The following is a 26010-nucleotide window of genomic DNA, read 5'->3' as shown; positions in this document are numbered from 1 at the left end:
TTCGTTGCTGCATGGGCCAACGTATTGCAGCACTTACCGCCCGTGACGACTCAACCATTGCCCGGCCAGCACACGGGCCTTGGTGTCCGCCGTAAACACCGCGTCGAGATCGTCCACCGCAACCACCGGCTCGAGATTCAACACTTCCTCGATGATACTCGCGATTTCCGGGTAACGAACCCGTCCATCGAGAAAGGCCGCGACCGCCACTTCATTCGCCGCATTGAGCATGGCCGGCGCACTGTTACCCGCTTCGGCCGCCTGACGCGCAAGGCGCAGGCAAGGGAAGCGATGTTCATCGGGTGCCTGGAAATCCAGACGCGCGATGGCAAACAGATCCAGCGGCGGCACGCCCGAGTCGATCCGCTCCGGCCAGGCCAGCGCATTGGCGATGGGCGTACGCATGTCCGGATTGCCCAGCTGGGCCAATACCGAACCGTCGATGTAATCGACCAGCGAATGAATCACGCTCTGCGGGTGAATCACCACCTCGACCTGGGATGGCTTGGCATCGAACAGCCAGCAGGCCTCGATCAATTCGAGCCCCTTGTTCATCATGCTGGCCGAATCCACCGAGATCTTGCGCCCCATGGACCAGTTCGGATGGGCACACGCCTGATCGGGGGTGACATGCACCAACTCAGCCATAGGTGTCTGTCGGAACGGACCACCCGAAGCTGTCAGCAAAATCCGACGCACGCCGACGGCCCCCAGGCCACGGGCAAAATCCCCTGGCATGCACTGGAAAATCGCGTTGTGCTCACTGTCGATCGGCAACAGCACCGAACCGCTTTTACGCACGGCCTGCATGAACAGCGCGCCGGACATCACCAGCGCTTCTTTGTTGGCCAGGAGGATTTTCTTGCCGGCTTCGACGGCCGCCAGGGTCGGACGCAAGCCCGCCGCACCGACGATAGCGGCCATCACGGCATCCACTTCAGGATCGGCCGCCACCTGGCACAACCCCTCCTCCCCCACCAGCACACGGGTCGACAGGCCCGCCGCGTGCAAGTCGTCCTGCAAGCCTCGGGCAGCGCTCGCCTCGGGCACCACGGCAAACCGCGGCGCATGACGCACGCATAGCGCCCGCAGCTCACTCAGGCGGGTGAAGCCGCTCAAGGCGAACACCTGATAACGCTCAGGATGACGCGCAATGACGTCGAGCGTGCTCAAACCGATCGAACCGGTCGCCCCCAGTACGGTAATCTGCTGTGGGCGGCTCACGGTGCGGCCATCCACAGCAATACGGCAAACACTGGAATCGCCGCCGTAAGACTGTCGATGCGATCGAGCACCCCGCCGTGACCCGGCAGCAGGTTGCTGCTGTCCTTGATCCCGGATTGACGCTTGAACATGCTTTCGGTGAGGTCACCCACCACCGAGATAAACACGATCACGGCGGCGCAGATCAGACCGATCAGCATCTGGGCGACACTCCAGTCGCGAACGATCCCGACGATTGCCGTGATCACCAGGCTCGCCGCCAACCCGCCATACACGCCTTCCCAGCTTTTGCCGGGACTGACCTGGGGGGCCAGCTTGCGCTTGCCGAACGCTCGACCGGAAAAGTAAGCCCCGATATCGGCGCCCCAGACCAGCACCATCACCGCCATGATCAGCCAGTTACCCAGGGGCTCCTGCTTGATCTGGACCAGACCTTGCCAGGCCGGCAACAAAATCAGCAGACCGATCACCAGCTTGCAGGCAGCGCTGGCCCAATGTTCGCTGGAGCGCGGGTAAGTCAGGACCAGCCAGGTCGCAACCCCCCACCAGAGCACCGAAGCGCCCAACACCCACGGTGCCAGCCCGGGCAGGATATGCATGATAAACAGCATCAATGCGACCACCGCCGCATAGGCGACGCGGATCGGCTGCTCGGTGAAGCCCGCCAGGCGTGCCCATTCCCAGGCTCCGAGGGTCACGACCAGCCCGATGAACAGGGCAAAACCGCTGCCTTCAAGCAGGAAAAACCCGCACAACGCAATCGGTAGCAGGATCAGTGCGGTGATGATTCGTTGTTTAAGCATTAAACCCGGGCTCCAGCCTCGACCTGCTCGCTCGTTTTACCGAAGCGGCGCTGGCGAGAAGCGTAATCGGCCAGCGCGTTACGCATGGCATCGTGTTTGAAGTCCGGCCAGAACAGGTCGGAGAAGTACAACTCGGCGTAAGCCAGTTGCCACAGCAGGAAGTTACTGATGCGATGCTCGCCACCGGTACGGATGCACAAGTCCGGCAACGGCAGGTCACCGGTGACCAGACAGGTTTGCAACAGTTCCGGGGTAATGTCTTCCGGCTGCAGATGCCCGGCCTGAACTTCCCGCGCCAGACGTTGCGCGGCTTGCGCGATATCCCACTGACCGCCGTAGTTGGCGGCGATCTGCAGGATGAAGCGATTGGCGCCCACCGTCATGGCCTCGGCCTCACGCATGGCAGCCTGCAACTCTGGGTGAAAACGCGAACGGTCGCCAATGATGCGCAAACTGATGTTGTTCTCGTTCAGGCGCTTGGCTTCACGCCGCAGCGCCCTGAAGAACAGGTCCATCAAGGCACTGACCTCGGCGGCCGGACGCTGCCAGTTCTCACTGGAGAAGGCAAACAGCGTCAATACCTCGACCTTGGCCTCGGCACAGACCTCGATCACTGCCCGAACGGCATCCACCCCCGCTTTATGACCGGCGACACCCGGCATAAAGCGTTTTTTCGCCCAGCGATTATTACCATCCATGATGATCGCGACATGGCGCGGCACCGCGGTCGGCGCACTCTGCTTGATCTTATCCATGACAACGCGACCCTTATACGGCCATCAGGTCTTTTTCTTTCTGCGCCAGATTCGCGTCGATTTCAGCCACGTACTTTTTGGTCAGATCATCGATCTCGCCAGTGGCGCGACGCTCTTCGTCTTCGCTGATTTCTTTTTCCTTGACCAGATCCTTGAGCTGGCTATTCGCATCACGACGGATGTTGCGCACGGCAACACGAGCGTCTTCAGCGACATCGCGCGCCTGCTTGGTGAAGCCCTTGCGGGTTTCTTCGGTCAGGGCCGGCATGGAGATCAGCAGCAACTCACCCAGGTTGGTCGGGTTGAGGTTCAGACCTGCGCTACCGATGGCTTTGTCGACAGCACCCAGCATGTTGCGCTCAAAGGCAACGACTTGCAGGGTACGGGCGTCCTTGACGGTGATGTTCGCCACTTGCTTGATCGGGGTGTCGGAACCGTAATACGGCACCATCACGCCTTCAAGAATGCTTGGGTGCGCCTGGCCGGTACGAATACGGCCGAAGTTGTGCGCCAGCGATTCCACGGATTTTTTCATGCGCTCTTGAGCGTCTTTCTTGATTTCGTTGATCATTGTTGGCCTTCCTCGATCAGGGTCCCTTCAGCGCCGCCATGCACGATGTTCAGCAGGGCGCCGGGCTTGTTCATGTTAAATACGCGCAACGGCATCTTGTGGTCGCGGCACAGGCAAATGGCCGTCAGGTCCATCACGCCCAGCTTGCGATCCAGCACTTCATCGTACGTCAGATGATCGAACTTCTCGGCATGCGGGTCCTTGAATGGGTCCGCAGTGTAGACGCCATCGACCTTGGTTGCCTTGAGCACCACATCGGCATCGATTTCGATTGCACGCAGGCAGGCTGCCGAATCCGTGGTGAAGAACGGGTTACCCGTACCCGCCGCGAAAATCACAACCTCCTTGGCGTTCAGGTGGCGCATGGCTTTGCGGCGATCATAGTGATCGGTCACACCAACCATGGAAATGGCCGACATCACGATGGCGGAGATATTGGCACGCTCCAGCGCATCACGCATGGCCAAGGCATTCATCACAGTGGCCAGCATGCCCATGTGGTCGCCAGTGACCCGATCCATGCCGGCCGCGCTCAGCGCCGCACCGCGGAACAGGTTACCACCACCGATCACCAGACCGACCTGAACACCGATGCCGACCAGCTGGCCGACTTCCAGCGCCATGCGATCCAGAACTTTCGGATCGATCCCGAACTCTTCCGAGCCCATCAGGGCCTCGCCGCTAAGCTTGAGTAGAATGCGTTTATAGCGAGCCTGATAACCACTGCCCTGCTGAGCCATTGCGAATCTCTCCTGCGGCGTATTTTAAAAAATTCTTTGCCCGCTGTTTACAGCCGGCGTTCACTCTAGCGTGACGCTGCTTCAGCGCCATCGGAACATGGCTTTGTAAGCCAGTTCCAGGGGGAAACCAATTAAAATTGGGTACCCCATCTGAAAAGAGGCTGCGCGCGTGAGCGGGCAGCCTCTTCAGGGCGACAGTTGAGGACTGTCTTATTGCTTGGCGGCGGCCAGCTGGGCAGCAACTTCTTCAGCGAAGTTGTCGACCGGCTTCTCGATGCCTTCGCCTACTTTGAAGTAGGTGAAAGAAACGATTTCGGCACCGGCTTTCTTCGCCAGTTCACCAACCTTGATTTCAGGGTTCTTGACGAACGCCTGCTCAACCAGGCTCGCTTCAGCCAGGAACTTGCTGATACGGCCTTTGACCATGTTTTCAACGATGTTTTCTGGCTTGCCAGCGATCTTGTCGGCGTTCAGGGTCAGGAACACGCCCTTCTCACGCTCGACCGCTTCAGCGGAAACTTCCGATGGCAGCAGGAATTCAGGGTTGGTGGCTGCTACGTGCATAGCGATGTCCTTGGCCAGCTCAACGCTGCCGCCCTTCAGAACAACCGCAACACCGATCTTGTTGCCGTGCAGGTAGCCACCGACAACATCACCTTCAACGCGTGCCAGGCGACGGATGTTGACGTTTTCGCCAACCTTGCCGACCAGAACCAGACGATCGGCTTCTTGAGCTTCGATCAGCGGAGCGACATCGGTCAGCTTGTCAGCAAACGCTTTTTCAACGCTTGCAGCAACAAATGCCTTGAAGTCGTCCTGCAGAGCCAGGAAGTCGGTCTGCGAGTTCACTTCCAGCAGAACGGCGGATTTACCGTCTTCTTTAAGAGCGATCGCGCCTTCAGCGGCAACGTTGCCAGCTTTTTTGGCAGCCTTGATGGCGCCGGAAGCACGCATGTCATCAATGGCTTTTTCGATGTCGCCGCCGGCCTTGGTCAAGGCCTTTTTGCAATCCATCATGCCTTCGCCGGTACGCTCACGCAGTTCTTTGACCAACGCTGCAGTAATCTCTGCCATTTCAAAATCCTCTTGGATAGGTTTTCAACCATTCCACCCGATCAAACGGGCGATCAATTCTTCCCGAATCTCCGTTGTAGGCCGCTGCACGTTACAGTCGCTATGTTGCGCTGCCACATGTGGGCGCCGACAAACGGTTTTCGAGGTGGCAAAAAGGGGGCCAAGCCCCCTTTTTGCTTACTGAGTCAACGCCAAGGCGTCAATTACTCAGCTGCAGCTGCCGGAGCTTCTTCAACGAACTGCTCGGTACCGCCAGCAACGTGGTTGCGACCACGGATGACTGCGTCAGCCATCGAACCCATGTACAGCTGGATAGCGCGGATTGCGTCATCGTTGCCTGGGATGATGTAGTCAACGCCTTCCGGGCTGCTGTTGGTATCGACTACGCCGATAACCGGGATGCCCAGCTTGTTGGCTTCGGTGATCGCGATGCGCTCGTGATCAACGTCGATAACGAACAGAGCGTCTGGCAGACCGCCCATGTCCTTGATACCACCCAGGGAACGATCGAGCTTCTCAAGATCGCGAGTGCGCATCAGCGCTTCTTTCTTGGTCAGCTTGGCGAAAGTACCGTCTTCGGCTTGCACTTCAAGGTCACGCAGACGCTTGATGGAAGCACGGATGGTTTTGAAGTTGGTCAGCATGCCGCCCAACCAGCGGTGATCGACGTACGGCGAACCGCAACGTGCTGCTTCTTCAGCAACGATCTTGCCAGCGGAACGCTTGGTGCCGACGAACAGAATCTTGTTTTTGCCCTGGGCCAGACGCTCTACGAAAGTCAGAGCTTCGTTGAACATTGGCAGGGTTTTTTCAAGGTTGATGATGTGGATCTTGTTACGCGCGCCGAAAATGTATTTACCCATTTTCGGGTTCCAGTAACGGGTCTGGTGACCGAAGTGCACACCGGCCTTCAGCATATCGCGCATGTTGACTTGGGACATGATAGTTCCTTAATAAGTCGGGTTTGGCCTCCACGTATCCCAATGACCAACCAGCAGCATTACGCTTCAGGCACCCAGGTCATCGTGTCGACACGTGTGTGGATTTAGGCTTCCCAGGGGATCCCCGGAAAGCGGCGCATTTTATACCACAAGGCGCAAAAAAACGGAACCCGGATTCTGAATTCCTGACCGAGGCTTTTCTGGCGCACCCTGCAATTCGCCAGGAATGCACCCTGCTATAAGAGAGAAGCGACGCACAGAGGCTCAGATTTGCCCTGTTCGTCTGATAGAATCGGGTTTTTCAGGGCCGCGGCATCGATCGCGCAATGCCCATTTTGTTTTAGCAAGCGCCATCGAGCGCAGAGAGAGCCTGTATGACCGTCACCCTCAAAACCCCGGAGGACATCGCCAAAATGCGTGTCGCCGGCAAACTGGCCGCCGATGTGCTGGAAATGATTGCCGAACATGTCAAACCGGGCATCACCACCGAAGAGCTGGACCGCATCTGCCACGACTACATCGTCAACGAGCAGAAGGCCATCCCTGCCCCGCTCAATTACAAGGGCTACCCGAAGTCGATCTGCACCTCGATCAACCACGTGGTCTGCCACGGCATCCCCAACGAAAAACCGTTGAAGGATGGCGACACCCTGAACATCGACGTCACCGTGATCAAGGATGGCTTTCACGGCGATACCAGCCGCATGTTCCACGTCGGCACCGTGCCGGTCTGGGCCGAGCGCCTGTCGCAGGTGACCCAGGAATGCATGTACAAGGCCATCGAAATCGTCAAGCCCGGCTGCCGCCTGGGCGACATCGGTGAAATCATCCAGAAACACGCTGAAAAGAATGGTTTCTCGGTGGTCCGCGAGTTCTGTGGCCACGGCATCGGCAAGGTCTTCCATGAAGAACCGCAGATCCTGCACTACGGCCGTGCCGGCACCGGCATGGAACTCAAGGCTGGCATGACCTTCACCATCGAGCCGATGATCAACCAGGGCAAGGCCGACACCAAGGTGCTGGGCGACGGCTGGACCGCGATCACCAAGGACCGCAAGCTGTCGGCGCAGTGGGAACACACCTTGCTGGTGACCGAAACCGGTTACGAAATCTTCACCTTGCGCGCCGACGACACCATCCCGCGCGTTTCGGCCTGATCCAGAGCGCGCAGGTCCCAGCCTTTTATAGACAGGAAAGCCAATCGATGCCGCAGGTGGATCCAGAACTCTTCGACCGAGGCCAGTTCCAGGCGGAACTGGCCCTGAAGGCAAGCCCGATCGCGGCCTTCAAGAAGGCGATCCGCCAGGCCCGCGAGGTGCTCGACGGGCGCTTTCGCGGCGGCCGGGAGATTCGCCGGCTGATCGAGGATCGCGCCTGGTTCGTCGATAACATCCTGCAAAAGGCCTGGGAACAGTTCGACTGGAGCGAAGACGCCGACATCGCGCTGGTCGCGGTCGGCGGCTACGGTCGTGGTGAGCTGCACCCCTTTTCCGATATCGACCTGCTGATCCTGCTGGACAGCGCCGATCATGAGATTTTCCGGGATTCCATCGAGCGTTTTCTGACGCTGCTGTGGGACATCGGCCTGGAAGTCGGTCAGAGCGTGCGCTCGGTCGACGAGTGTGCCATTGAGGCCCGCGCCGACCTGACGGTCGTCACCAACCTGATGGAAAGCCGCACCATTTGCGGCCCCGAGCGCCTGCGCCAGCGCATGCTGGACGTTACCAGCACCGCGCACATGTGGCCGAGCAAAGACTTCTTCCTGGCCAAGCGCGCCGAGCAAAAGGCCCGGCACCACAAGTACAACGACACCGAATACAACCTGGAACCCAACGTCAAAGGTTCGCCCGGCGGCCTGCGGGACATCCAGACCATCCTGTGGGTGGCCCGTCGCGAATACGGCACCCTGAACCTGCGGGCGCTGGCCGGGGAAGGTTTCCTGGTCGAGAGCGAAAATGCCCTGCTGGCCTCCTCCCAGGAATTCCTGTGGAAGGTTCGTTACGCGTTGCACATGCTCGCCGGCCGCTCCGAAGACCGCTTGCTGTTCGATCACCAGCGCACCATTGCCGGGCTGCTGGGCTTCCAGGGCGATGACGCCAAGCAAGCCATCGAAAACTTCATGCAGCAGTATTACCGGGTGGTCATGAGCATTGCCCAGCTCAGCGACCTGATCATCCAGCACTTCGAAGAAGTCATTCTCGCGCCGCAAGACCAGACGCCGCCGCAACCGATCAACTCGCGATTCCAGCTGCACGACGGTTATATCGAGGCGCGCAACGACAACGTATTCCGTCGTACGCCTTTCGCCATGCTCGAAATCTTCGTGCTGATGGCGCAGCAACCGGAAATCAAGGGCGTACGCGCCGACACCATTCGCCTGCTGCGCGAACACCGGCACCTGATCGACGACGATTTTCGCAACGACATTCGCAACACCAGCCTGTTCATCGAACTGTTCAAGTGCAAGATCGGCATCCATCGCAACCTGCGCCGGATGAACCGCTACGGCATCCTCGGCCGCTATCTGCCGGAGTTCGGATTCATTGTCGGGCAGATGCAGCACGACCTGTTTCACATCTATACGGTCGACGCCCACACCCTGAACCTGATCAAGCACCTGCGTAAGTTGCAGTACACCCAGGTGTCGGAAAAATTCCCGTTGGCCAGCAAGCTCATGGGCAAGCTGCCCAAGCCGGAGCTGATCTACCTGGCCGGGCTGTACCACGACATCGGCAAGGGCCGGCATGGCGACCATTCGGAAATCGGCGCGGTGGATGCCGAAGCCTTTTGCCAGCGCCATCAGCTGCCGGCCTGGGACAGCCGCCTGATCGTCTGGCTGGTGCAGAATCATCTGGTGATGTCGACCACCGCCCAGCGCAAGGATTTGTCCGACCCGCAGGTGATCCACGATTTCGCGCAGACCGTCGGCGACGAAACCCACCTCGATTATCTGTATGTACTGACCGTCGCCGACATCAACGCAACCAACCCGACGCTATGGAACTCCTGGCGCGCCAGCCTGTTGCGCCAGCTCTACACCGAGACCAAGCGGGCCTTGCGCCGTGGCCTGGAAAACCCGGTGGACCGCGAAGAACAGATCCGCCAGACCCAGAGCGCCGCCCTGGACATCCTGGTGCGCGGCGGCACCGATCCGGACGACGTCGAGCAACTCTGGTCGCAACTGGGCGACGACTACTTCCTGCGGCACACCGCCGGCGATGTGGCCTGGCACAGTGATGCGATCCTCCAGCAGCCGGCCGACGGCGGGCCACTGGTGCTGATCAAGGAAACCACCCAGCGCGAGTTCGAGGGCGGCACGCAGATCTTCATCTACGCCCCGGACCAGCACGACTTCTTCGCCGTGACCGTGGCCGCGATGGACCAGCTCAACCTGAACATCCACGACGCCCGGGTCATCACCTCCAGCAGCCAGTTCACCCTCGACACCTACATCGTGCTCGATACCGACGGCGACTCGATCGGCGATAATCCGGCGCGAGTCAAACAGATCCGTGACGGCCTGACCGAAGCCCTGCGCAATCCGGACGACTACCCGACCATCATTCAGCGTCGGGTGCCGCGCCAGCTCAAGCATTTCGCGTTTGCGCCGCAGGTGACGATCCACAACGACGCCCAGCGTCCGGTCACCGTGCTGGAGCTCAGCGCCCCGGATCGCCCGGGCTTGCTCGCTCGGATCGGCACGATATTCCTGGAATTCGACCTGTCGCTGCAGAACGCCAAGATCGCCACCCTGGGCGAGCGCGTGGAGGACGTGTTCTTCATCACCGATGCGAACAACCAGCCGTTGTCCGACCCGTTGCTGTGCAGCCGTTTGCAGGATGCGATCGTCGAACAGCTGACGGTCAACCAGGAATCCGAAATCAAACTGTCGCGCTTGAGTATCTGAATCAACAAATTGCCTGCCCACTGTGTAGGCGCTGGCTTGCCGGCGAAGACGTCCGCTCAGGCGATGAATGTGTCGACTGACCCACCGCTTCGCTGGCAAGCCAGCTCCTACAGGGGGTTTGCCCAAACCGAACGAGATCTACCGATGAACAACGCTCTGAACCAGTTGCAGCCCTACCCGTTCGAGAAGCTCCGCGCCCTGCTCGGCAGCGTCACGCCAAACCCTGACAAGCGCCCTGTCGCGCTGTCCATCGGCGAGCCGAAGCACCGTTCGCCGAGCTTTGTCGCCGAAGCCCTGGCCAGCAACCTGGATCAAATGGCCGTCTACCCGACCACCCTGGGCATCCCCGCCCTGCGTGAGGCCATCGCGGCCTGGTGCGAGCGCCGCTTCGGCGTCCCGAGCGGCTGGCTCGACCCGGCGCGCAACGTGCTACCGGTCAATGGCACCCGTGAAGCGCTGTTTGCCTTCACCCAGACCGTGGTCAACCGTGGCGACGACGCCCTGGTGGTCAGCCCGAATCCTTTCTATCAGATCTACGAAGGCGCGGCGTTCCTCGCCGGGGCCAAGCCGCACTACTTGCCGTGCCTGGATGAAAACGGCTTCAACCCGGATTTCGATGCCGTCTCCCCGGACATCTGGAAACGTTGCCAGATCCTGTTCCTGTGCTCGCCGGGCAACCCCACCGGTGCGCTGATTCCGGTCGAGACCCTGAAAAAACTGATCGCCCTGGCCGACGAACACGACTTCGTGATCGCCGCGGACGAGTGCTACAGCGAACTGTACTTCGACGAACAGACCCCGCCGGCCGGTCTGCTCAGCGCCTGTGTGGAACTGGGCCGCAAGGATTTCAAGCGTTGCGTGGTGTTCCACAGCCTGTCCAAGCGCTCCAACCTGCCGGGCCTGCGTTCGGGCTTCGTCGCCGGTGACGCCGACATTCTCAAGGGCTTCCTGCTGTATCGCACCTACCACGGCTGCGCGATGCCGGTTCAGACCCAACTGGCCAGCGTCGCCGCCTGGAATGATGAAGTGCATGTGCGCGCCAACCGCGCGCTGTATCGCGAGAAATATGACGCGGTACTTGAGATCCTCAGCCCGGTGATGGATGTACAGCGCCCGGACGGCGGCTTCTATTTGTGGCCGAACGTTGCAGGCGATGACGAGGCATTCTGCCGTGATCTGTTCGTTGAAGAACACGTGACCGTGGTGCCGGGTTCCTATCTGTCCCGCGACGTCGAGGGGACCAATCCGGGTGCCGGACGAGTGCGCATGGCGCTGGTTGCGCCGCTGGCCGAATGTGTTGAAGCCGCAGAGCGGATCCGCGCCTTTATCCAGCGCCGGTAAGAAAGAAGCCTGCCCTACCGAATACGCTCCTACAAAATCCAGGGGTCATTTCACCTGGCCGAGGTTGGCTTCGCTCAAGTCCAGGTCAGCCAGCACCTCCCGCAATACGTCATCGCCAATCTGGTGCTGACGGCTCAGGCTATACAGTTCAAGGCGTTGCGCCCGCAGCGCCTTCAAGCGTAGCCGCCGCTCAAGCAAATCCATCTGAAACGCCAGCGCCTGGGCTTCCGCCGAATCGTTGAACGCCTCCAGCTGATGCCGATACTCGGACATGATCCGCGCCTTGAGTTCTACCGCCAGCGCGGCCTGCGCCGCATCCTGGGGATTGGCTTCTTCGGCTTCGAGCGCATGGATGGCGGCCTCGGCAGTTTTGCGCCAGGCGTCGCGCACTTCATTGCGACGCTTGTCGTCCGGGCTTTTCTCGATACCGCGCAGCAACAGCGGCAAAGCGATACACGCCGCAATCAGCGACAGCAAGATCACCCCGGCCGCGATGAAAATCAGTAGATCCCGCTCAGGAAAGGCCTCGGCCCCCATCAACAGCGGCACAGACATCACACCCGCCAGCGTCACCGCACCGCGCACGCCGCCAACCGTCAGCAACCAGCACGAGCGCGCCGTCGGCACCTGGGTCATTGCACCCTTGCCGCGCCAGCGTCGTAGCAGAACCGACAAGCGCCAGATGCTCTGCACCCAGATAAACCGCAACACCAGCAGCACCAGGAAAATCGCCACCACGTCCAGGCAGCGGTAGAGCAATGTCGGCCACAACGAGGTTTCATGGCTGGCCACAGCCTTGATGATGTCCGGCAATTGAAGGCCCAGTAGCAGGAAGATCAGGCCATTGAAGGCAAACTCCAGCAACGACCAGACGCTGCGATTGAGCAGGCGGGTACTGGTCTGGCGCGGCAGCAGATCGAGCCAGCTCTGCATCATCCCCGCCGCCACCGCCGACAGGATGCCCGATGCACCCAGTCGCTCGGCCAGCACATACGCCGCAAACGGCAGCAGCAACATGAACACCACGTGCGTCGCCGGGTCATCCCAGCCACGGGCGATCATCCAGGACCGCAAGCGCCCCACCAGCCAGCTCAGCGCCACCCCGACCGCCAGGCCGCCGACCGCGACCAGGACAAAGGTCACACTGGCGTTGGCCAGCGAGAACACGCCCGTCACCGCCGCCGCCAAGGCAAACTTGAAGGTCACAAGGCCCGAGGCATCGTTCATCAGCGCTTCGCCCTGCAGCATATGCATCAGGGGCGTCGGCAAGCGGTTCTGGGCAATCGCCGACACCGCCACGGCATCCGTCGGCGACAACACCGCCGCCAGGGCAAACGCCACCGGCAGCGGAACACTCGGCAATAACCAATGAATGAAATAGCCGGCACCGACCACGGTGAACAGCACCAGGCCGACGGCCAGGGTCAGGATCGGTCCGCGCAAACGCCACAACTCTCGCTTGGGCATGCGCCAACCGTCGGAAAACAGCAGCGGCGGCAGGAACAGAAAAAGAAACAATTCGGGATCCAGCGCCACATGCAGCCCGAGGGTCGGCCAGGCCAACAAGGCACCCGCGGCGATTTGCACCAGTGGCAACGGTAACGGAATCACCCGTCCGACAAGGCGTGAAACGCTGACCAGCATCAACAGGATCAGGACGGTGTAGGCGGTTTGCATAAAGCGTGGTTCCCGAAAAATCGACAGTATTGAAGTGGCATATTAGCTGCTTGGTCGGATCCCTGACCCTTGTACCTATGTAGCACCGGGTTCACGAAGCAGCGTATTCCCTTGTGGGAGCGAGCTTGCGCGCGATTGCGGCATAACATTCAGCATCTATGTCGACAGGCCCTCCGCTATCGCGAGCAAGCTCGCTCCCACAGGGTTTGCGCTTCCATGGCATAATCCTCCACCTTTAATTTCCAGCACCTGCAAAGGGGGCAATTCCTTGACCGTTTCAAGTAAAACGTTGCACCTTTTCGGCATCAAAGCCTGCGACACCATGAAAAAGGCGCGCACCTGGCTTGATGAACACGCTGTCAGCTATGACTTCCATGATTACAAAACGGCCGGAATCGACCGTGAACACCTGACCCAATGGTGCGACGAGCACGGCTGGCAAGTGGTGTTGAACCGTGCAGGCACGACCTTTCGCAAGCTCGACGACGAACGCAAAGCCGATCTCGACCAGCGCAAAGCCATCGAACTGATGCTCGCACAACCTTCGATGATCAAGCGCCCGGTGCTCGATCTCGGTGACCGAACCCTGATTGGCTTCAAGCCAGATATCTACGCGGCAGCACTCAAGTAAGGCAGCCCGTTCAATTTTGTTAGAGGTATTTACATGTCCACTACCCTGTTCAGCCTGGCCTTTGGTGTCGGCACTCAAAACCGTCAAGGCGCATGGCTGGAAGTGTTTTACGCGCAGCCACTGCTCAACCCGTCGGCCGAACTGGTCGCCGCCGTTGCGCCCATTCTGGGCTACACCGAAGGCAACCAGGCCATCACCTTCACCCTCGCTCAGGCTTCGCAACTGGCCGACGCGCTCAAAGGCGTCGACGCTGTCCAGGCCGCCCTGCTCACCCGTCTGGCCGAAAGCCACAAGCCGCTGGTCGCCACCGTTCTGGCCGAAGATGCGCCACTGTCTTCCACGCCTGAGGCTTATCTCAAGCTGCACTTGCTGTCCCATCGCCTGGTCAAGCCGCACGGTTTGAACCTCACCGGGATTTTCCCGTTGCTGCCGAACGTGGCGTGGACCAGCCAGGGCGCCATCGACCTGGCCGAACTGGCCGAGCGTCAACTGGAAGCCCGCCTGCGTGGCGAGCTGCTGGAAGTGTTCTCGGTGGACAAGTTCCCGAAAATGACCGACTACGTGGTTCCGGCCGGTGTGCGGATCGCTGATGCGGCACGTCTGCGCCTGGGCGCCTATGTCGGCGAAGGCACCACCGTGATGCACGAAGGTTTCGTCAACTTCAACGCCGGCACCGAAGGCCCGGGCATGATCGAAGGCCGTGTTTCCGCGGGCGTATTCGTCGGCAAGGGCTCGGACCTGGGCGGCGGTTGCTCGACCATGGGCACCCTGTCGGGCGGCGGTAACATCGTGATCAAGGTCGGCGAAGGCTGCCTGATCGGCGCCAACGCCGGTATCGGTATTCCGTTGGGCGACCGCAACACCGTTGAATCGGGCCTGTACATCACCGCCGGGACCAAGGTGGCTTTGCTGGACGAGCACAACGCGCTGGTTAAAGTGGTGAAAGCCCGTGAACTGGCCGGCCAATCGGACCTGCTGTTCCGCCGCAATTCGCAGACCGGTGCCGTGGAATGCAAAACCCACAAATCGGCCATCGAACTGAACGAAGCGCTGCACGCTCACAACTAAGCAGCGCTGCTGGCAGCGTCACACGATCACCTCTGTAGGAGCGAGCTCGCTCGCGATGGACGTTAACGATAACGCGCGGCACCAGCCAGCACGTGTCGTCCATGGGTTTTTCGCGAGCAAGCTCGCTCCTACACAGGGTCAGGCGTACCCCCGCCCATGTTTATCAGGGCCGAACACCATGATGATTCCCTCTCCCTGGCGCGCCGATTTTCCGGCCATCGCCGCATTGCAACGGCAAGACCAGACCTATCTGGACAACGCCGCCACCACGCAAAAACCCCAAGCCCTGCTGGATGCCCTGGCGCATTACTACGCCAACGGCGCGGCCAACGTGCATCGGGCGCAACACTTGCCCGGCGCCCACGCCACCCAGGCGTTCGAGGACAGCCGCCGCAAGGTTGCCCAATGGCTCAATGCCGGCGATTGCGGGCAGATCATCTTTACCCACGGCGCGACGTCCGCGCTGAATCTCCTGGCCTATGGCCTGGAACACCTGTTCAATCCGGGCGATGAAATCGTCATCAGCGCCCTGGAGCATCACGCCAATCTGCTGCCGTGGCAGCAACTGGCCCACCGTCGCGACCTGAAGCTGGTGATCCTGCCGCTAGATGCCAGTGGCTTGATTGATCTTGATGCCGCTGCGCAGTTGATCAATCCACGAACTCGCCTGGTGGCAGTCAGCCAGCTGTCCAACGTGCTTGGCGCCTGGCAGCCGTTGCCCGCGTTGTTGGCAATCGCCCAGGCACATGACGCATTGACCGTGGTCGATGGCGCCCAGGGCGTCGTTCATGGTCGACATGACGTACAAGCGCTGGGTTGCGACTTCTATGTGTTTTCCAGCCATAAGCTCTATGGCCCCGAGGGCCTCGGCGTGCTGTTCGGGCGTGATAAAGCGCTGGAGCAACTGCGCCACTGGCAGTTTGGCGGTGAAATGGTGATGGAGGCCAATTATCACGACGCCCGCTTTCGTCCGGCGCCACTGGGTTTTGAAGCCGGTACTCCGCCGATTGCCAGTGTGATCGGCCTGGGGGCGACCCTCGATTACCTGGCCGGGCTCGATCAGGAAGCCGTGTCCGCCCACGAAGCCGCGTTGCATGACTATTTGCTCAAAGGCCTTGAAGCGCGCACTGGCATCCGCCTGCTGGGCAAGCCGCAGTTGGCGCTGGTCAGTTTTGTGGTCGAGGGTGTGCATAACTCCGACCTGGCCCATCTGCTGACGGAACAAGGGATTGCCGTGCGTGCGGGCCATCACTGTGCAATGCCGCTGTTGAAAAGCTTTGAACTGGCCGGGGCGATTCGGGTGTCGTTGGCGCTGTACAACGACTCCGAAGACCTGGAGCGGTTCTTTGACGCGCTGGATCAGGCGCTGGAGTTGTTGCGGTGAACTTGCCGGCCGATGCGGTTGCCGCGCTCGAAACCTTCCAGGCTGCCGCCGGATGGGAACAGCGGGCGCGGCTGCTGATGCAGTGGGGCGACCGTCTGCCTGCGTTGAGCGATGTGGATAAGGTTGATGCCAATCGGGTGCACGGCTGTGAAAGTCAGGTGTGGCTGGTGGGCGCGTTGCAGGATGGTCATTGGCAGTTCGCCGCGAGCAGCGATGCGCGGTTGATTCGCGGGTTGGTGGCGTTGTTGCTGGCACGGGTCAATGGGTTGTCCGCGGCTGAGTTGCGGCAGGTGGATTTGCCGGAGTGGTTCAGTCAGTTGGGGCTGAGCCGCCAGCTGTCGTCGTCGCGCAGTAATGGCCTGAACGCCGTGCTCCAGCGGATGAATGAGTTGGCGGGCTAATCGCCTTCGCGAGCAAGCCCGCTTCCACATTGGATTTGTGGCGCACCTGGATTTTGTGACCGACACCGATCAAATGTGGGAGCGGGCTTGCTCCGGGCGGCGTTCCGACGAAGAGGCCATCAGCCACAACAGTTAAACTTCAGGCTTAACGCGATCCGCCGGCCGCCGCACCCCAGCCACAATCTTATCCACAGCCTTGGTCGCCGCGACCATGCCGAACGTCGCCGTCACCATCATCACCGCGCCAAACCCGCCGGCGCAGTCCAGCTTCACGCCATCGCCGACAAAACTCTTCTGCAAGCAAATGCTGCCGTCCGGTTTCGGGTAGCGCAGCTGTTCGGTGGAAAACACGCAGGGCACGCTGTAATGACGGGTCACGGTGCGGGAGAAGTTGTAATCGCGGCGCAGGGTCGAGCGTACTTTCGACGCCAGCGGGTCATTGAACGTGCGGTTCAGGTCGCACACCTGGATCAGCGTCGGGTCGATCTGCCCGCCCGCGCCGCCGGTGGTGATGATTTGGATCTTGCGCCGCTTGCACCAGGCGATCAGCGCAGCCTTGGCGTTCACACTGTCGATGCAGTCGATCACGCAGTCGATGTTCGGCGTGATGTACTCGGCCATGGTCTCGCGGGTGACGAAATCCGCCACCGCGTGCACCGTGCAGTCCGGGTTGATCCCGCGCAGGCGCTCGGCCATCACCTCGACCTTGGGCTTGCCGACCGTGCTGTCCAGCGCATGCAGCTGACGATTGGCGTTGCTGACACAGACATCGTCCAGGTCGAACAGCGAAATTTCGCCCACGCCACACCGGGCAACGGCTTCCGCCGCCCAGGAGCCGACGCCGCCGACACCGACGATCGCCACATGGGCCGCGCGCAAGCGCTCCAGGCCCTCGATGCCATACAACCGGGCGATGCCAGCAAACCGCGGATCTTCTGTACTCATGACCATTACCCCAAAAACCGGCGCGCATTATAGGGCCGAAGTCGGCCAAGAGCATCTTTGGGCTATGAACGGCGTCTTGATTTCTTCATTCAGGCTACACAGAACCAGGAATCAACCTACGAAGGGCAACGAAAGAACTTAAGCCGAGTTGGATTGCCAAACGTAGGGCATTTCCCTGTCAGCTGTACGCTCAGGCGATGCCCGGTGTAGGATGCGCGCCCCTTGGCGCTCGCCGACCGGTCCTTAGTTCCACTGCCTTTGGAACCCGAAATAGCTATGTCATCGCGTAAATTTGGACTCAATCTGGTGGTGGTGCTCGCCATCGCTGCCTTGTTTACCGGCTTCTGGGCGCTGATCAATCGCCCGGTTACCGCCCCCAACTGGCCCGAACAGATCTCCGGGTTTTCATACTCGCCGTTCCAGCAAGGCCAGTACCCGCAGAAAGAGCAGTACCCGACCGACGATGAAATGCGTCGCGATCTGGAGATCCTGAGCAAGCTGACGGACAACATCCGTACGTACTCGGTCGATGGCACCCTGGGAAACATTCCCAAACTGGCAGAAGAATTCGGCCTGAGGGTCACCCTCGGCATCTGGATCAGCCCGGACGAGGAGCGTAACGAGCGCGAGATCACGCGTGCGATCGAAATCGCCAACAGCTCGCGCAGCGTGGTCCGGGTGGTTGTAGGCAACGAGGCGATCTTCCGTAAGGAAATTACCGCCCCGGAGCTCAGCATTATCCTCGATCGCGTGCGCGCGGCGGTGAAAGTGCCGGTGACCACCTCCGAGCAGTGGCACGTCTGGGAAGAAAACCCCAGCCTGGCCAAGCACGTCGACCTGATCGCCGCGCACGTCCTGCCTTATTGGGAGCATGTGCCGATGGAACAGGCCGGGCAGTTCGTGCTCGACCGCGCCCGCGACCTGAAAAAAATGTTCCCGAAAAAACCGCTGTTGCTGTCGGAAGTCGGCTGGCCGAGCAACGGCCGTATGCGCGGCGGCGCCGATGCGTCACCGGCAGACCAGGCGATTTACCTGCGTACACTGGTCAACAAGCTCAACCGCCAGGGTTTCAACTACTTCGTCATCGAAGCGTTTGACCAGCCCTGGAAGGCCAGCGATGAAGGCTCGGTAGGCGCTTATTGGGGTGTGTTCAACGCCGCACGCCAGCAGAAATTCAACTTCGACGGCCCGGTCGTCGCAATTCCGCAATGGCGGGTGCTGGCTGTCGGCTCGGTGGTATTGGCCCTGCTGTCCCTGACCCTGTTGATGATCGACGGCTCGGCCCTGCGCCAACGCGGTCGTACCTTCCTGACCTTCATCGCGTTCCTCTGCGGTTCGGTACTGGTGTGGATCGGTTACGACTACAGCCTGCAATACAGCACCTGGTTCAGCCTGACGGTGGGTTTCCTGCTCGGCCTCGGCGCGCTCGGGGTGTTTATCGTGCTGCTGACCGAGGCCCACGAACTGGCCGAAGCGGTCTGGACCCACAAGCGTCGGCGCGAATTCCTGCCGGTGGTGGGGGATTCGGACTACCGACCGAAAGTGTCGATTCACGTCCCTTGCTACAACGAGCCGCCGGAGATGGTCAAACAGACCCTCAACGCCCTGGCCAACCTCGATTACCCGGACTTCGAAGTCCTGATCATCGACAACAACACCAAGGACCCGGCGGTCTGGGAACCGGTGCGCGATTACTGCGAAACCCTCGGCCCGCGCTTCAAGTTCTTCCATGTCGCGCCGCTGGCCGGTTTCAAGGGCGGCGCGCTCAATTACCTGATTCCGCACACCGCCAAGGATGCCGAAGTGATTGCGGTGATCGACTCGGACTACTGCGTCGATCCGAACTGGCTCAAGCACATGGTGCCGCACTTCGCCGATCCGAAAATCGCCGTGGTGCAGTCGCCACAGGATTACCGCGACCAGAACGAAAGCACCTTCAAGAAGCTCTGCTACGCGGAATACAAAGGTTTCTTCCACATCGGCATGGTCACTCGCAACGACCGTGACGCGATCATCCAGCACGGCACCATGACCATGACCCGGCGCTCGGTGCTCGAGGAGCTCGGCTGGGCCGACTGGTGCATCTGTGAAGACGCCGAGCTGGGCCTGCGCGTGTTCGAAAAAGGCCTGTCGGCGGCGTATTACCACACCAGCTACGGCAAAGGCCTGATGCCCGATACCTTTATCGACTTCAAGAAACAGCGATTCCGCTGGGCCTATGGCGCGATTCAGATCATCAAGCGTCACACCGCCAGCCTGTTGCGCGGCAAGGACACCGAACTGACCCGTGGCCAGCGTTACCACTTCCTCGCGGGCTGGTTGCCGTGGGTGGCGGACGGCATGAACATCTTCTTCACCGTCGGTGCGCTGTTGTGGTCGGCGGCGATGATCATCGTGCCGCAACGGGTCGATCCGCCATTGTTGATTTTCGCGATCCCGCCATTGGCGCTGTTTGTGTTCAAGGTCGGCAAGATCATCTTCCTCTACCGTCGTGCGGTGGGGGTCAACCTCAAGGATGCCTTCTGCGCGGCACTGGCCGGGCTGGCGTTGTCGCACACCATCGCCAAGGCTGTGTTGTACGGCTTCTTCACCAGCAGCATTCCGTTCTTCCGCACCCCGAAAAACGCCGATAACCACGGTTTCTGGGTGGCCATCTCCGAGGCGCGGGAAGAAGTGTTCATCATGCTGCTGTTGTGGGGTGCGGCGCTGGGGATCTTCCTGGTGAACGGCATGCCGAGCAACGACATGCGCTTCTGGGTGACCATGCTGCTGGTGCAGTCGCTGCCCTACCTGGCGGCGCTGATCATGGCGTTCCTGTCTTCGCTGCCGAAACCTTCGGTCGAAGCCGAGCCGCTACCAGCGGTCTAAATCGCTGCGGATGCACTAAACGGCGGCCAATGGCTGCCGTTTTGCTTTAAGATAATCGCCATTTTGCAGGCCTTGGCGGGACTCGGTTTAACGGCCGAACTCAATACCTGTGGGAGCGGGCTTGCTCGCGAAGGCGTCATCACTGACGTAAAAGCTTCGCGAGCAAGCCCGCTCCCACATTAAGACCGCGCCCATATTCAAGTTTTCCGGAGTTTTCCATGACGGCCCACGCCGACCTTTCGCCGACCCTTCAACTCGCCATCGACCTGATCCGCCGTCCATCCGTGACGCCGGTCGACGCTGATTGCCAGAAGCAGATGATGCAGCGCCTGGGCGATGCCGGTTTTGCGCTGGAACCGATGCGCATCGAAGATGTGGATAACTTCTGGGCGACCCACGGCAAACACGACGGCCCGGTGCTGTGCTTCGCCGGCCACACCGATGTCGTGCCGACCGGCCCGGTCACCGCCTGGCAGATCGACCCGTTCACGCGCTGATCGACGAACACGGCATGCTCTGCGGCCGTGGCGCGGCGGACATGAAAGGCAGCCTCGCCGCCATGACGGTGGCAGCCGAGCGTTTCGTCGCCGACTACCCGGATCACAAGGGCAAGGTCGCGTTCCTGATCACCAGCGACGAAGAAGGCCCGGCCCATCACGGCACCAAGGCGGTGATCGAACGCCTCGCCGCCCGCAAGGAACGCCTGGACTGGTGCATCGTCGGCGAACCGTCGAGCACCACGTTGGTCGGTGACGTAGTCAAAAACGGTCGTCGCGGCTCCCTCGGCGCCAAATTGACCGTACGCGGAGTGCAGGGTCACGTCGCGTATCCCCACCTGGCGAAGAACCCGATCCACCTCGCCGCACCGGCGCTGGCCGAACTGGCCGCCGAGCACTGGGACCACGGCAACGACTTCTTCCCGCCGACCAGCTTCCAGATCTCCAACGTCAATTCCGGCACCGGCGCGACCAACGTGATCCCCGGTGACCTGGTGGCCGTGTTCAACTTCCGCTTCTCCACCGAGTCGACCGTCGAAGGCCTGCAAAAGCGCGTTGCCGACCTCCTCGACAAGCATGGCCTGGACTGGCACATCGACTGGGCGCTGTCCGGCCTGCCGTTCCTGACCGAGCCGGGTGCGTTACTGGATGCCGTCGCGTCGAGCATCAAGGACGTCACCGGTCGCGCCACCAAAGCCTCTACCAGTGGTGGCACGTCCGACGGACGTTTCATTGCGACCATGGGCACGCAAGTGGTTGAACTGGGCCCGGTCAACGCGACGATCCATCAGGTCAACGAGCGCGTGCTGGCCGCCGACCTCGACGTGCTGACCGACATCTACTACCAGACCCTGATCAAGTTGCTCGCCTGATGCTGGCCTGCCCGATCTGCAGCGAACCGCTGAACGCGGTGGACAACGGCGTGGCCTGCCCCGCCGGGCATCGATTCGACCGCGCACGCCAGGGTTACCTGAACCTGTTGCCGGTGCAGCACAAAAACAGCCGCGACCCCGGGGATAACCTGGCAATGGTCGAAGCCCGCCGCGACTTCTTGAATGCCGGCCATTACGCGCCGGTGGCCAAGCGTCTGGCGGAGCTGGCTGCCGGGTATGCGCCGCAGCGCTGGCTGGACATCGGCTGTGGCGAGGGGTACTACACCGCGCAAATTGCCGAGGCCTTGCCGAACGCCGATGGTTACGCGCTGGACATCTCCCGCGAAGCGGTCAAACGTGCCTGCAAACGCAATCCGCAACTGACCTGGTTGATCGCCAGCATGGCGCGGGTGCCATTGGCGTCCGGCAGTTGCCAGTTCCTCGCGAGCGTTTTCAGCCCGCTGGACTGGGAAGAAGCCAAACGCCTGCTCAGCCCTGGCGGCGGCTTGATGAAAGTCGGGCCGACTCGCGGCCATCTGATGGAATTGCGCGAAAGCCTCTACGACGAAGTCCGTGAGTACACCGACGACAAGCATCTGGCCCTGGTGCCGGAAGGCATGACGCTGCAACACAGTGAGACCCTGGAATTCAAACTGACCCTGGAAAAGGGTCAGGACCGCGCGAACCTGCTCGCCATGACGCCCCACGGCTGGCGCGCCAGTGCTGAACGCCGGGCGGCGGTCATTGAGCAAGTGGAGCCTTTCGAGGTCACTGTTTCGATGCGCTACGATTACTTCGTACTTCAATAATTTTGGGTCTCGAGCAACAGCTCGAGGCCGGCTAAATCCGCGAATGGATTTTTCAGACCGCAGTGAGGACATCCATGCGCCAACCCGATATCGAGATTTACCTGAAAGACGCCGACGTCGACTACAAAGCCGTCGCAGACTGGCTTAGCGAGGCGTTGGGCCAGTGCAGTGAATGGGTCAAGAAAGGTCAGACCTACAAGTGCAAGGCCGGCAATGTACCGGTGACCTGGCTGCCGAAAGCCGTGGGCAAGTGGAACAGCCTGTTCCTGGACAGCGACCAGACCCCGTGGGAAGACGACATCGCCTGCGCCCGCGCAGCCTTCGCCGCGCTGAACGTCGAAGTGCGTTGCGCGCCGGGGACGTGGGTCGAAGAAGAAGGTGAAGAAACGGCGGACCGCTGGATGCGCATCAGCGCCGACGGTGAAGAAGAAATCACCTGGAAAACCGCCTAACCCGCAACACAGCAAACCTGTAGGAGCCGGCTTGCTGGCGAACCTGGCGACGCGGTATGCCTGACACACCGCGTTCGCTGGCAAGTCAGCTCCTACAGGGTTTTGGGTGATCTGAAGAGTGGATTACAACCCCACCACATCCTCAGCCTGCAAGCCCTTCTCGCCGGTCACCACCGCATATTCCACCTGCTGACCTTCCGCCAGCGAACGGTGCCCCTCCCCGCGGATCGCGCGGTAGTGCACGAACACGTCCACCCCGTCCTCGCGCTGGATGAAGCCATAACCCTTGGCGTCGTTGAACCACTTCACATTGCCGGTTTCGCGCGTAGCCATGAATCGGTACCCCCTTGTTTTTATTGTTGAGCGGCGAGTATATGACAGTCACGAAATCTCTCAACTCAACTTTACTTAGCCGCTTTTTTGCCGATTTTCGACGAATACGGCACACTATCGGCCGCCCGAGCATTTGCTCGGTTTCACCCACTCACGCAGAAGTCGTATGACCCGTTCCCCGCTCCGTCGTCTTGTGTTTGGCACCCTGCGCCGACTGTTGTACCTCTGGGTTCGCTCGGAGACGATCAACCAATCGTCGCTCACCCTCAACCTCGACCGCAGCCGTCCGGTGTTCTACGTCCTGCAAAATCCTTCGCTGACCGACCTCGCCGTGGTCGACACCGAGTGCCGCAAGGCCGGTTTGCCGCGCCCGGTGCTGCCGGTCTCGGTGGGCAATCTTGCGGAACCCGCCGCGTTCTTCTACCTGACACCAGCGCCCGACTGGCTTGGACGTCAGGACAAACGCGGGGCGCCACCGACCTTGACCCGTCTGGTCAGCGCGCTGAGCCAGAACGCCGTCGAAGACGCGCAAATCATTCCGGTCAGCGTGTTCTGGGGTCAGTCGCCGGACAGCGAATCGAGCCCGTGGAAACTGCTGTTCGCCGACAGCTGGGCGGTCACCGGGCGCCTGCGCCGGTTGCTCAGCATCATCGTGCTCGGGCGCAAGACCCGCGTGCAGTTTTCGGCGCCGATCAACTTGCGCGAGCTGATCGATCACCACAAGGGCCACGAGCGCACTGTGCGCATGGCCCAGCGGATTCTGCGGGTGCATTTCCGCAACCTCAAAGCGGCGGTCATCGGCCCGGACATCTCCCACCGGCGCAACCTGGTCAAGGGTCTGCTCAATCAGCCACTGGTCAAGCAAGCGATCCTCGACGAAGCCGAGCGCGAGAACATCTCCCCGGAGAAAGCCAAGGCCCAGGCCCTGCGCTACGGCAACGAGATCGCCTCGGACTACACCTACACCGCGATCCGCTTCCTGGAAGTGGTGCTGAGCTGGTTCTGGAACAAGATCTACGACGGGATCAAGGTCAACCACATCGAAGGCGTGCAGAACGTCGCCCAGGGTCACGAAGTGATCTACGTGCCGTGCCATCGCAGCCACATCGACTACCTGCTGCTGTCCTATCTGCTGTTCCGCAACGGCCTGACCCCGCCGCACATCGCCGCCGGGATCAACCTCAACATGCCGCTGATCGGCGGCCTGTTGCGGCGCGGCGGTGCATTCTTCATGCGCCGCACCTTCAAGGGCAACCCGCTGTACACCTCGGTGTTCAACGAATACCTGCACACCCTGTTCACCAAAGGCTTCCCGGTCGAGTATTTCGTCGAGGGCGGTCGCTCGCGCACCGGACGCATGTTGCAGCCAAAAACCGGGATGCTCGCGATCACCCTGCGCAGCTTCCTGCGTTCGTCGCGGATGCCGATCGTGTTCATCCCGGTGTACATCGGTTACGAGCGCGTGCTGGAAGGCCGAACCTATCTCGGCGAACTGCGTGGCGCGAGCAAGAAGAAAGAATCGATCTTCGACATTTTCAACGTCATCGGTGCGCTCAAGCAGCGTTTCGGCCAGGTGGCGGTGAACTTCGGCGAGCCAATCAAACTGGCGCAATTCCTCGACAGCGAACAGCCGGATTGGCGCCAGCAGGAACTAGGCCCGCAGTTCAAACCCGCCTGGCTCAACGCAACCACCCACCGTCTCGGTCAGAAAGTCGCGCAGCATCTGAACGAAGCCGCGGCGATCAACCCCGTCAACCTGGTGGCCCTGGCGCTGCTGTCCACCAGCCGCCTGGCCCTGGATGATCGCGCCATGGCGCGGGTACTCGACCTGTACCTGGCGCTGCTGCGCAAAGTCCCGTACTCGCCGCACACTACCCTGCCGGAAGGTGACGGCCGGGCGCTGATCGAGCATGTGAAAGACATGAACCTGTTGTCCGAGCAGAGCGATGCCCTGGGCAAGATTCTATACCTGGACGAGCAGAACGCCGTCCTGATGACCTACTACCGCAACAACGTGCTGCACATCTTCGCCCTGCCATCATTGCTGGCGAGCTTCTTCCAGAGCGCGTCGCGCATGAGCCGCGAGCAGATCCTGCGCTATAGCCGCGCGTTGTATCCGTACCTGCAAGCGGAGCTGTTCATTCGCTGGCCGCTGGAAGAACTGGATGCGGTAATCGATCAGTGGCTCGAGGCGTTCGTCGAACAAGGTCTGCTGCGCTTGGAGAACGACGTCTACCTGCGTCCGGCACCGAGCTCACGGCATTTCGTGCTGCTGACCCTGCTGTCGAAAAGCATCGCCCAGACCCTGCAACGCTTCTACATGACCGTGTCCCTGCTGCTCAACAGCGGCCAGAACAGCATCACTGCCGAAGAACTGGAAGACCTGTGCACGGTCATGGCCCAGCGCCTGTCGATCCTGCATGGCCTGAACGCCCCGGAATTCTTCGACAAGAGCCTGTTCCGCCACTTCATCCAGACCCTGCTCGACCTCGACGTGCTCAAGCGCGATGAAGCCGGCAAGCTGGGCTATCACGAACTGCTCGGTGAGCTGGCCGAAGGCGCAGCAAAAAGGGTGTTGCCGGCGGAAATTCGTTTATCGATCCGGCAGGTCGCGCTGCATCGCAGTGAAGATGCGGCGGATCAGGTCGCGGACCCGGCAAAGACCGACTAAATTCCCACAGGCGTCATCTTCTTCTGGCGCCTTAAATACGGAGATT

21 protein-coding genes and 1 pseudogene are annotated in these 26010 nt (G+C 60.8%); 12 read left to right on the top strand and 10 right to left on the bottom strand.

The genetic code is table 11. From position 1 onward, the window contains the following. Positions 1-33 precede the first annotated feature (33 nt). The 7 genes from ispC to rpsB form a co-directional block, all read right to left on the bottom strand. On the bottom strand, positions 34-1224 hold the full coding sequence (gene ispC, locus BZ163_RS23425) for a 1-deoxy-D-xylulose-5-phosphate reductoisomerase (protein WP_128872781.1): 1191 nt from the start codon (positions 1222-1224) through the stop codon (positions 34-36). Continuing rightward, positions 1221-2027 (bottom strand): phosphatidate cytidylyltransferase, encoded by an 807-nt coding sequence (locus BZ163_RS23420; RefSeq protein WP_128872780.1) that lies wholly within the window; start codon positions 2025-2027, stop codon positions 1221-1223. Before BZ163_RS23420 ends, ispC begins: the two co-directional genes overlap by 4 nt. After that, complete coding sequence (gene uppS, locus BZ163_RS23415; protein WP_128872779.1) at positions 2027-2782, bottom strand: polyprenyl diphosphate synthase; 756 nt, start codon at positions 2780-2782, stop codon at positions 2027-2029. The genes BZ163_RS23420 and uppS overlap by 1 nt, the downstream gene beginning before the upstream one ends. Before the next feature lie 13 nt (positions 2783-2795). After that, positions 2796-3353 (bottom strand): ribosome recycling factor, encoded by a 558-nt coding sequence (frr, locus tag BZ163_RS23410; protein WP_007907979.1) that lies wholly within the window; start codon positions 3351-3353, stop codon positions 2796-2798. Then, on the bottom strand, positions 3350-4093 hold the full coding sequence (gene pyrH, locus BZ163_RS23405) for a UMP kinase (protein ID WP_003172271.1): 744 nt from the start codon (positions 4091-4093) through the stop codon (positions 3350-3352). The genes frr and pyrH overlap by 4 nt, the downstream gene beginning before the upstream one ends. A gap of 210 nt (positions 4094-4303) precedes the next feature. Next, the gene (gene tsf, locus BZ163_RS23400) at positions 4304-5167 is read right to left on the bottom strand and encodes a translation elongation factor Ts (RefSeq protein WP_128872778.1); all 864 of its coding nucleotides are present in this window, start codon (positions 5165-5167) and stop codon (positions 4304-4306) included. 203 nt (positions 5168-5370) lie between these two features. Beyond that, the gene (gene rpsB, locus BZ163_RS23395) at positions 5371-6108 is read right to left on the bottom strand and encodes a 30S ribosomal protein S2 (protein ID WP_007907989.1); all 738 of its coding nucleotides are present in this window, start codon (positions 6106-6108) and stop codon (positions 5371-5373) included. 374 nt (positions 6109-6482) lie between these two features. Here rpsB and map point away from each other — a divergent pair, with 374 nt between their 5' ends. The 3 genes from map (at position 6483) to dapC (ending at position 11356) form a co-directional block, all read left to right on the top strand. Beyond that, positions 6483-7265: a type I methionyl aminopeptidase gene (map, locus tag BZ163_RS23390; protein ID WP_128872777.1), complete on the top strand. Its 783-nt coding sequence runs from the start codon at positions 6483-6485 to the stop codon at positions 7263-7265. Positions 7266-7312: 47 nt separating this feature from the next. Continuing rightward, positions 7313-10015: a [protein-PII] uridylyltransferase gene (locus BZ163_RS23385; protein WP_128872776.1), complete on the top strand. Its 2703-nt coding sequence runs from the start codon at positions 7313-7315 to the stop codon at positions 10013-10015. 144 nt (positions 10016-10159) lie between these two features. Further along, positions 10160-11356 carry a succinyldiaminopimelate transaminase gene (gene dapC / locus BZ163_RS23380; protein WP_128872775.1) on the top strand — a complete coding sequence of 399 codons (1197 nt, stop codon included), beginning with the start codon at positions 10160-10162 and terminating at the stop codon, positions 11354-11356. A gap of 45 nt (positions 11357-11401) precedes the next feature. On the opposite strand, the gene BZ163_RS23375 is transcribed toward dapC, so the two are convergent. Next, positions 11402-13033, bottom strand: a complete 1632-nt coding sequence (locus tag BZ163_RS23375) for a Na+/H+ antiporter (RefSeq protein ID WP_128872774.1) — start codon at positions 13031-13033, stop codon at positions 11402-11404. A gap of 268 nt (positions 13034-13301) precedes the next feature. Here BZ163_RS23375 and BZ163_RS23370 point away from each other — a divergent pair, with 268 nt between their 5' ends. The 4 genes from BZ163_RS23370 to BZ163_RS23355 all read left to right on the top strand — a co-directional run bounded on the left by BZ163_RS23370 (position 13302) and on the right by BZ163_RS23355 (position 16517). Further along, positions 13302-13664: an ArsC family reductase gene (locus BZ163_RS23370; RefSeq protein WP_064676097.1), complete on the top strand. Its 363-nt coding sequence runs from the start codon at positions 13302-13304 to the stop codon at positions 13662-13664. 33 nt (positions 13665-13697) lie between these two features. Continuing rightward, positions 13698-14732 (top strand): 2,3,4,5-tetrahydropyridine-2,6-dicarboxylate N-succinyltransferase, encoded by a 1035-nt coding sequence (dapD, locus tag BZ163_RS23365; RefSeq protein WP_128872773.1) that lies wholly within the window; start codon positions 13698-13700, stop codon positions 14730-14732. Positions 14733-14910: 178 nt separating this feature from the next. Beyond that, positions 14911-16116 (top strand): aminotransferase class V-fold PLP-dependent enzyme, encoded by a 1206-nt coding sequence (locus tag BZ163_RS23360; protein WP_128872772.1) that lies wholly within the window; start codon positions 14911-14913, stop codon positions 16114-16116. Further along, positions 16113-16517 carry a SufE family protein gene (locus tag BZ163_RS23355; RefSeq protein WP_128872771.1) on the top strand — a complete coding sequence of 135 codons (405 nt, stop codon included), beginning with the start codon at positions 16113-16115 and terminating at the stop codon, positions 16515-16517. Before BZ163_RS23360 ends, BZ163_RS23355 begins: the two co-directional genes overlap by 4 nt. A 132-nt stretch (positions 16518-16649) precedes the next feature. On the opposite strand, the gene tcdA is transcribed toward BZ163_RS23355, so the two are convergent. Further along, positions 16650-17462: a tRNA cyclic N6-threonylcarbamoyladenosine(37) synthase TcdA gene (gene tcdA / locus BZ163_RS23350; RefSeq protein WP_168187397.1), complete on the bottom strand. Its 813-nt coding sequence runs from the start codon at positions 17460-17462 to the stop codon at positions 16650-16652. A 276-nt stretch (positions 17463-17738) separates the two neighbouring features. On the opposite strand from tcdA, the gene BZ163_RS23345 reads away from it, so the two are divergent. From BZ163_RS23345 to BZ163_RS23330, 4 genes and pseudogenes are all read left to right on the top strand, one after another. Beyond that, complete coding sequence (locus BZ163_RS23345) at positions 17739-20330, top strand: glycosyltransferase (protein WP_128872770.1); 2592 nt, start codon at positions 17739-17741, stop codon at positions 20328-20330. A gap of 218 nt (positions 20331-20548) precedes the next feature. Beyond that, positions 20549-21699, top strand: a pseudogene (dapE, locus tag BZ163_RS23340) (succinyl-diaminopimelate desuccinylase). Next, entirely contained in the window at positions 21699-22508 is an 810-nt protein-coding gene (locus BZ163_RS23335; RefSeq protein WP_128872769.1) for a putative RNA methyltransferase, read from the top strand. Before dapE ends, BZ163_RS23335 begins: the two are co-directional and overlap by 1 nt. A 74-nt stretch (positions 22509-22582) precedes the next feature. Next, positions 22583-22960 carry a hypothetical protein gene (locus BZ163_RS23330; RefSeq protein WP_128872768.1) on the top strand — a complete coding sequence of 126 codons (378 nt, stop codon included), beginning with the start codon at positions 22583-22585 and terminating at the stop codon, positions 22958-22960. Between the two features lie 123 nt (positions 22961-23083). Here the strand turns inward: BZ163_RS23330 and BZ163_RS23325 are convergent, their stop codons facing one another. Continuing rightward, complete coding sequence (locus BZ163_RS23325) at positions 23084-23293, bottom strand: cold-shock protein (RefSeq protein WP_010462862.1); 210 nt, start codon at positions 23291-23293, stop codon at positions 23084-23086. Positions 23294-23459: 166 nt separating this feature from the next. On the opposite strand from BZ163_RS23325, the gene plsB reads away from it, so the two are divergent. Next, positions 23460-25964: a glycerol-3-phosphate 1-O-acyltransferase PlsB gene (gene plsB, locus BZ163_RS23320; protein ID WP_128872767.1), complete on the top strand. Its 2505-nt coding sequence runs from the start codon at positions 23460-23462 to the stop codon at positions 25962-25964. Positions 25965-26010 lie beyond the last annotated feature (46 nt).

It is taken from the genome of Pseudomonas sp. VI4.1, assembly GCF_002029345.1.
GTDB lineage: Bacteria > Pseudomonadota > Gammaproteobacteria > Pseudomonadales > Pseudomonadaceae > Aquipseudomonas.
Note: the sequence above shows the minus strand (reverse complement) of the source record. Positions and strands in the feature narration are given on the sequence as shown.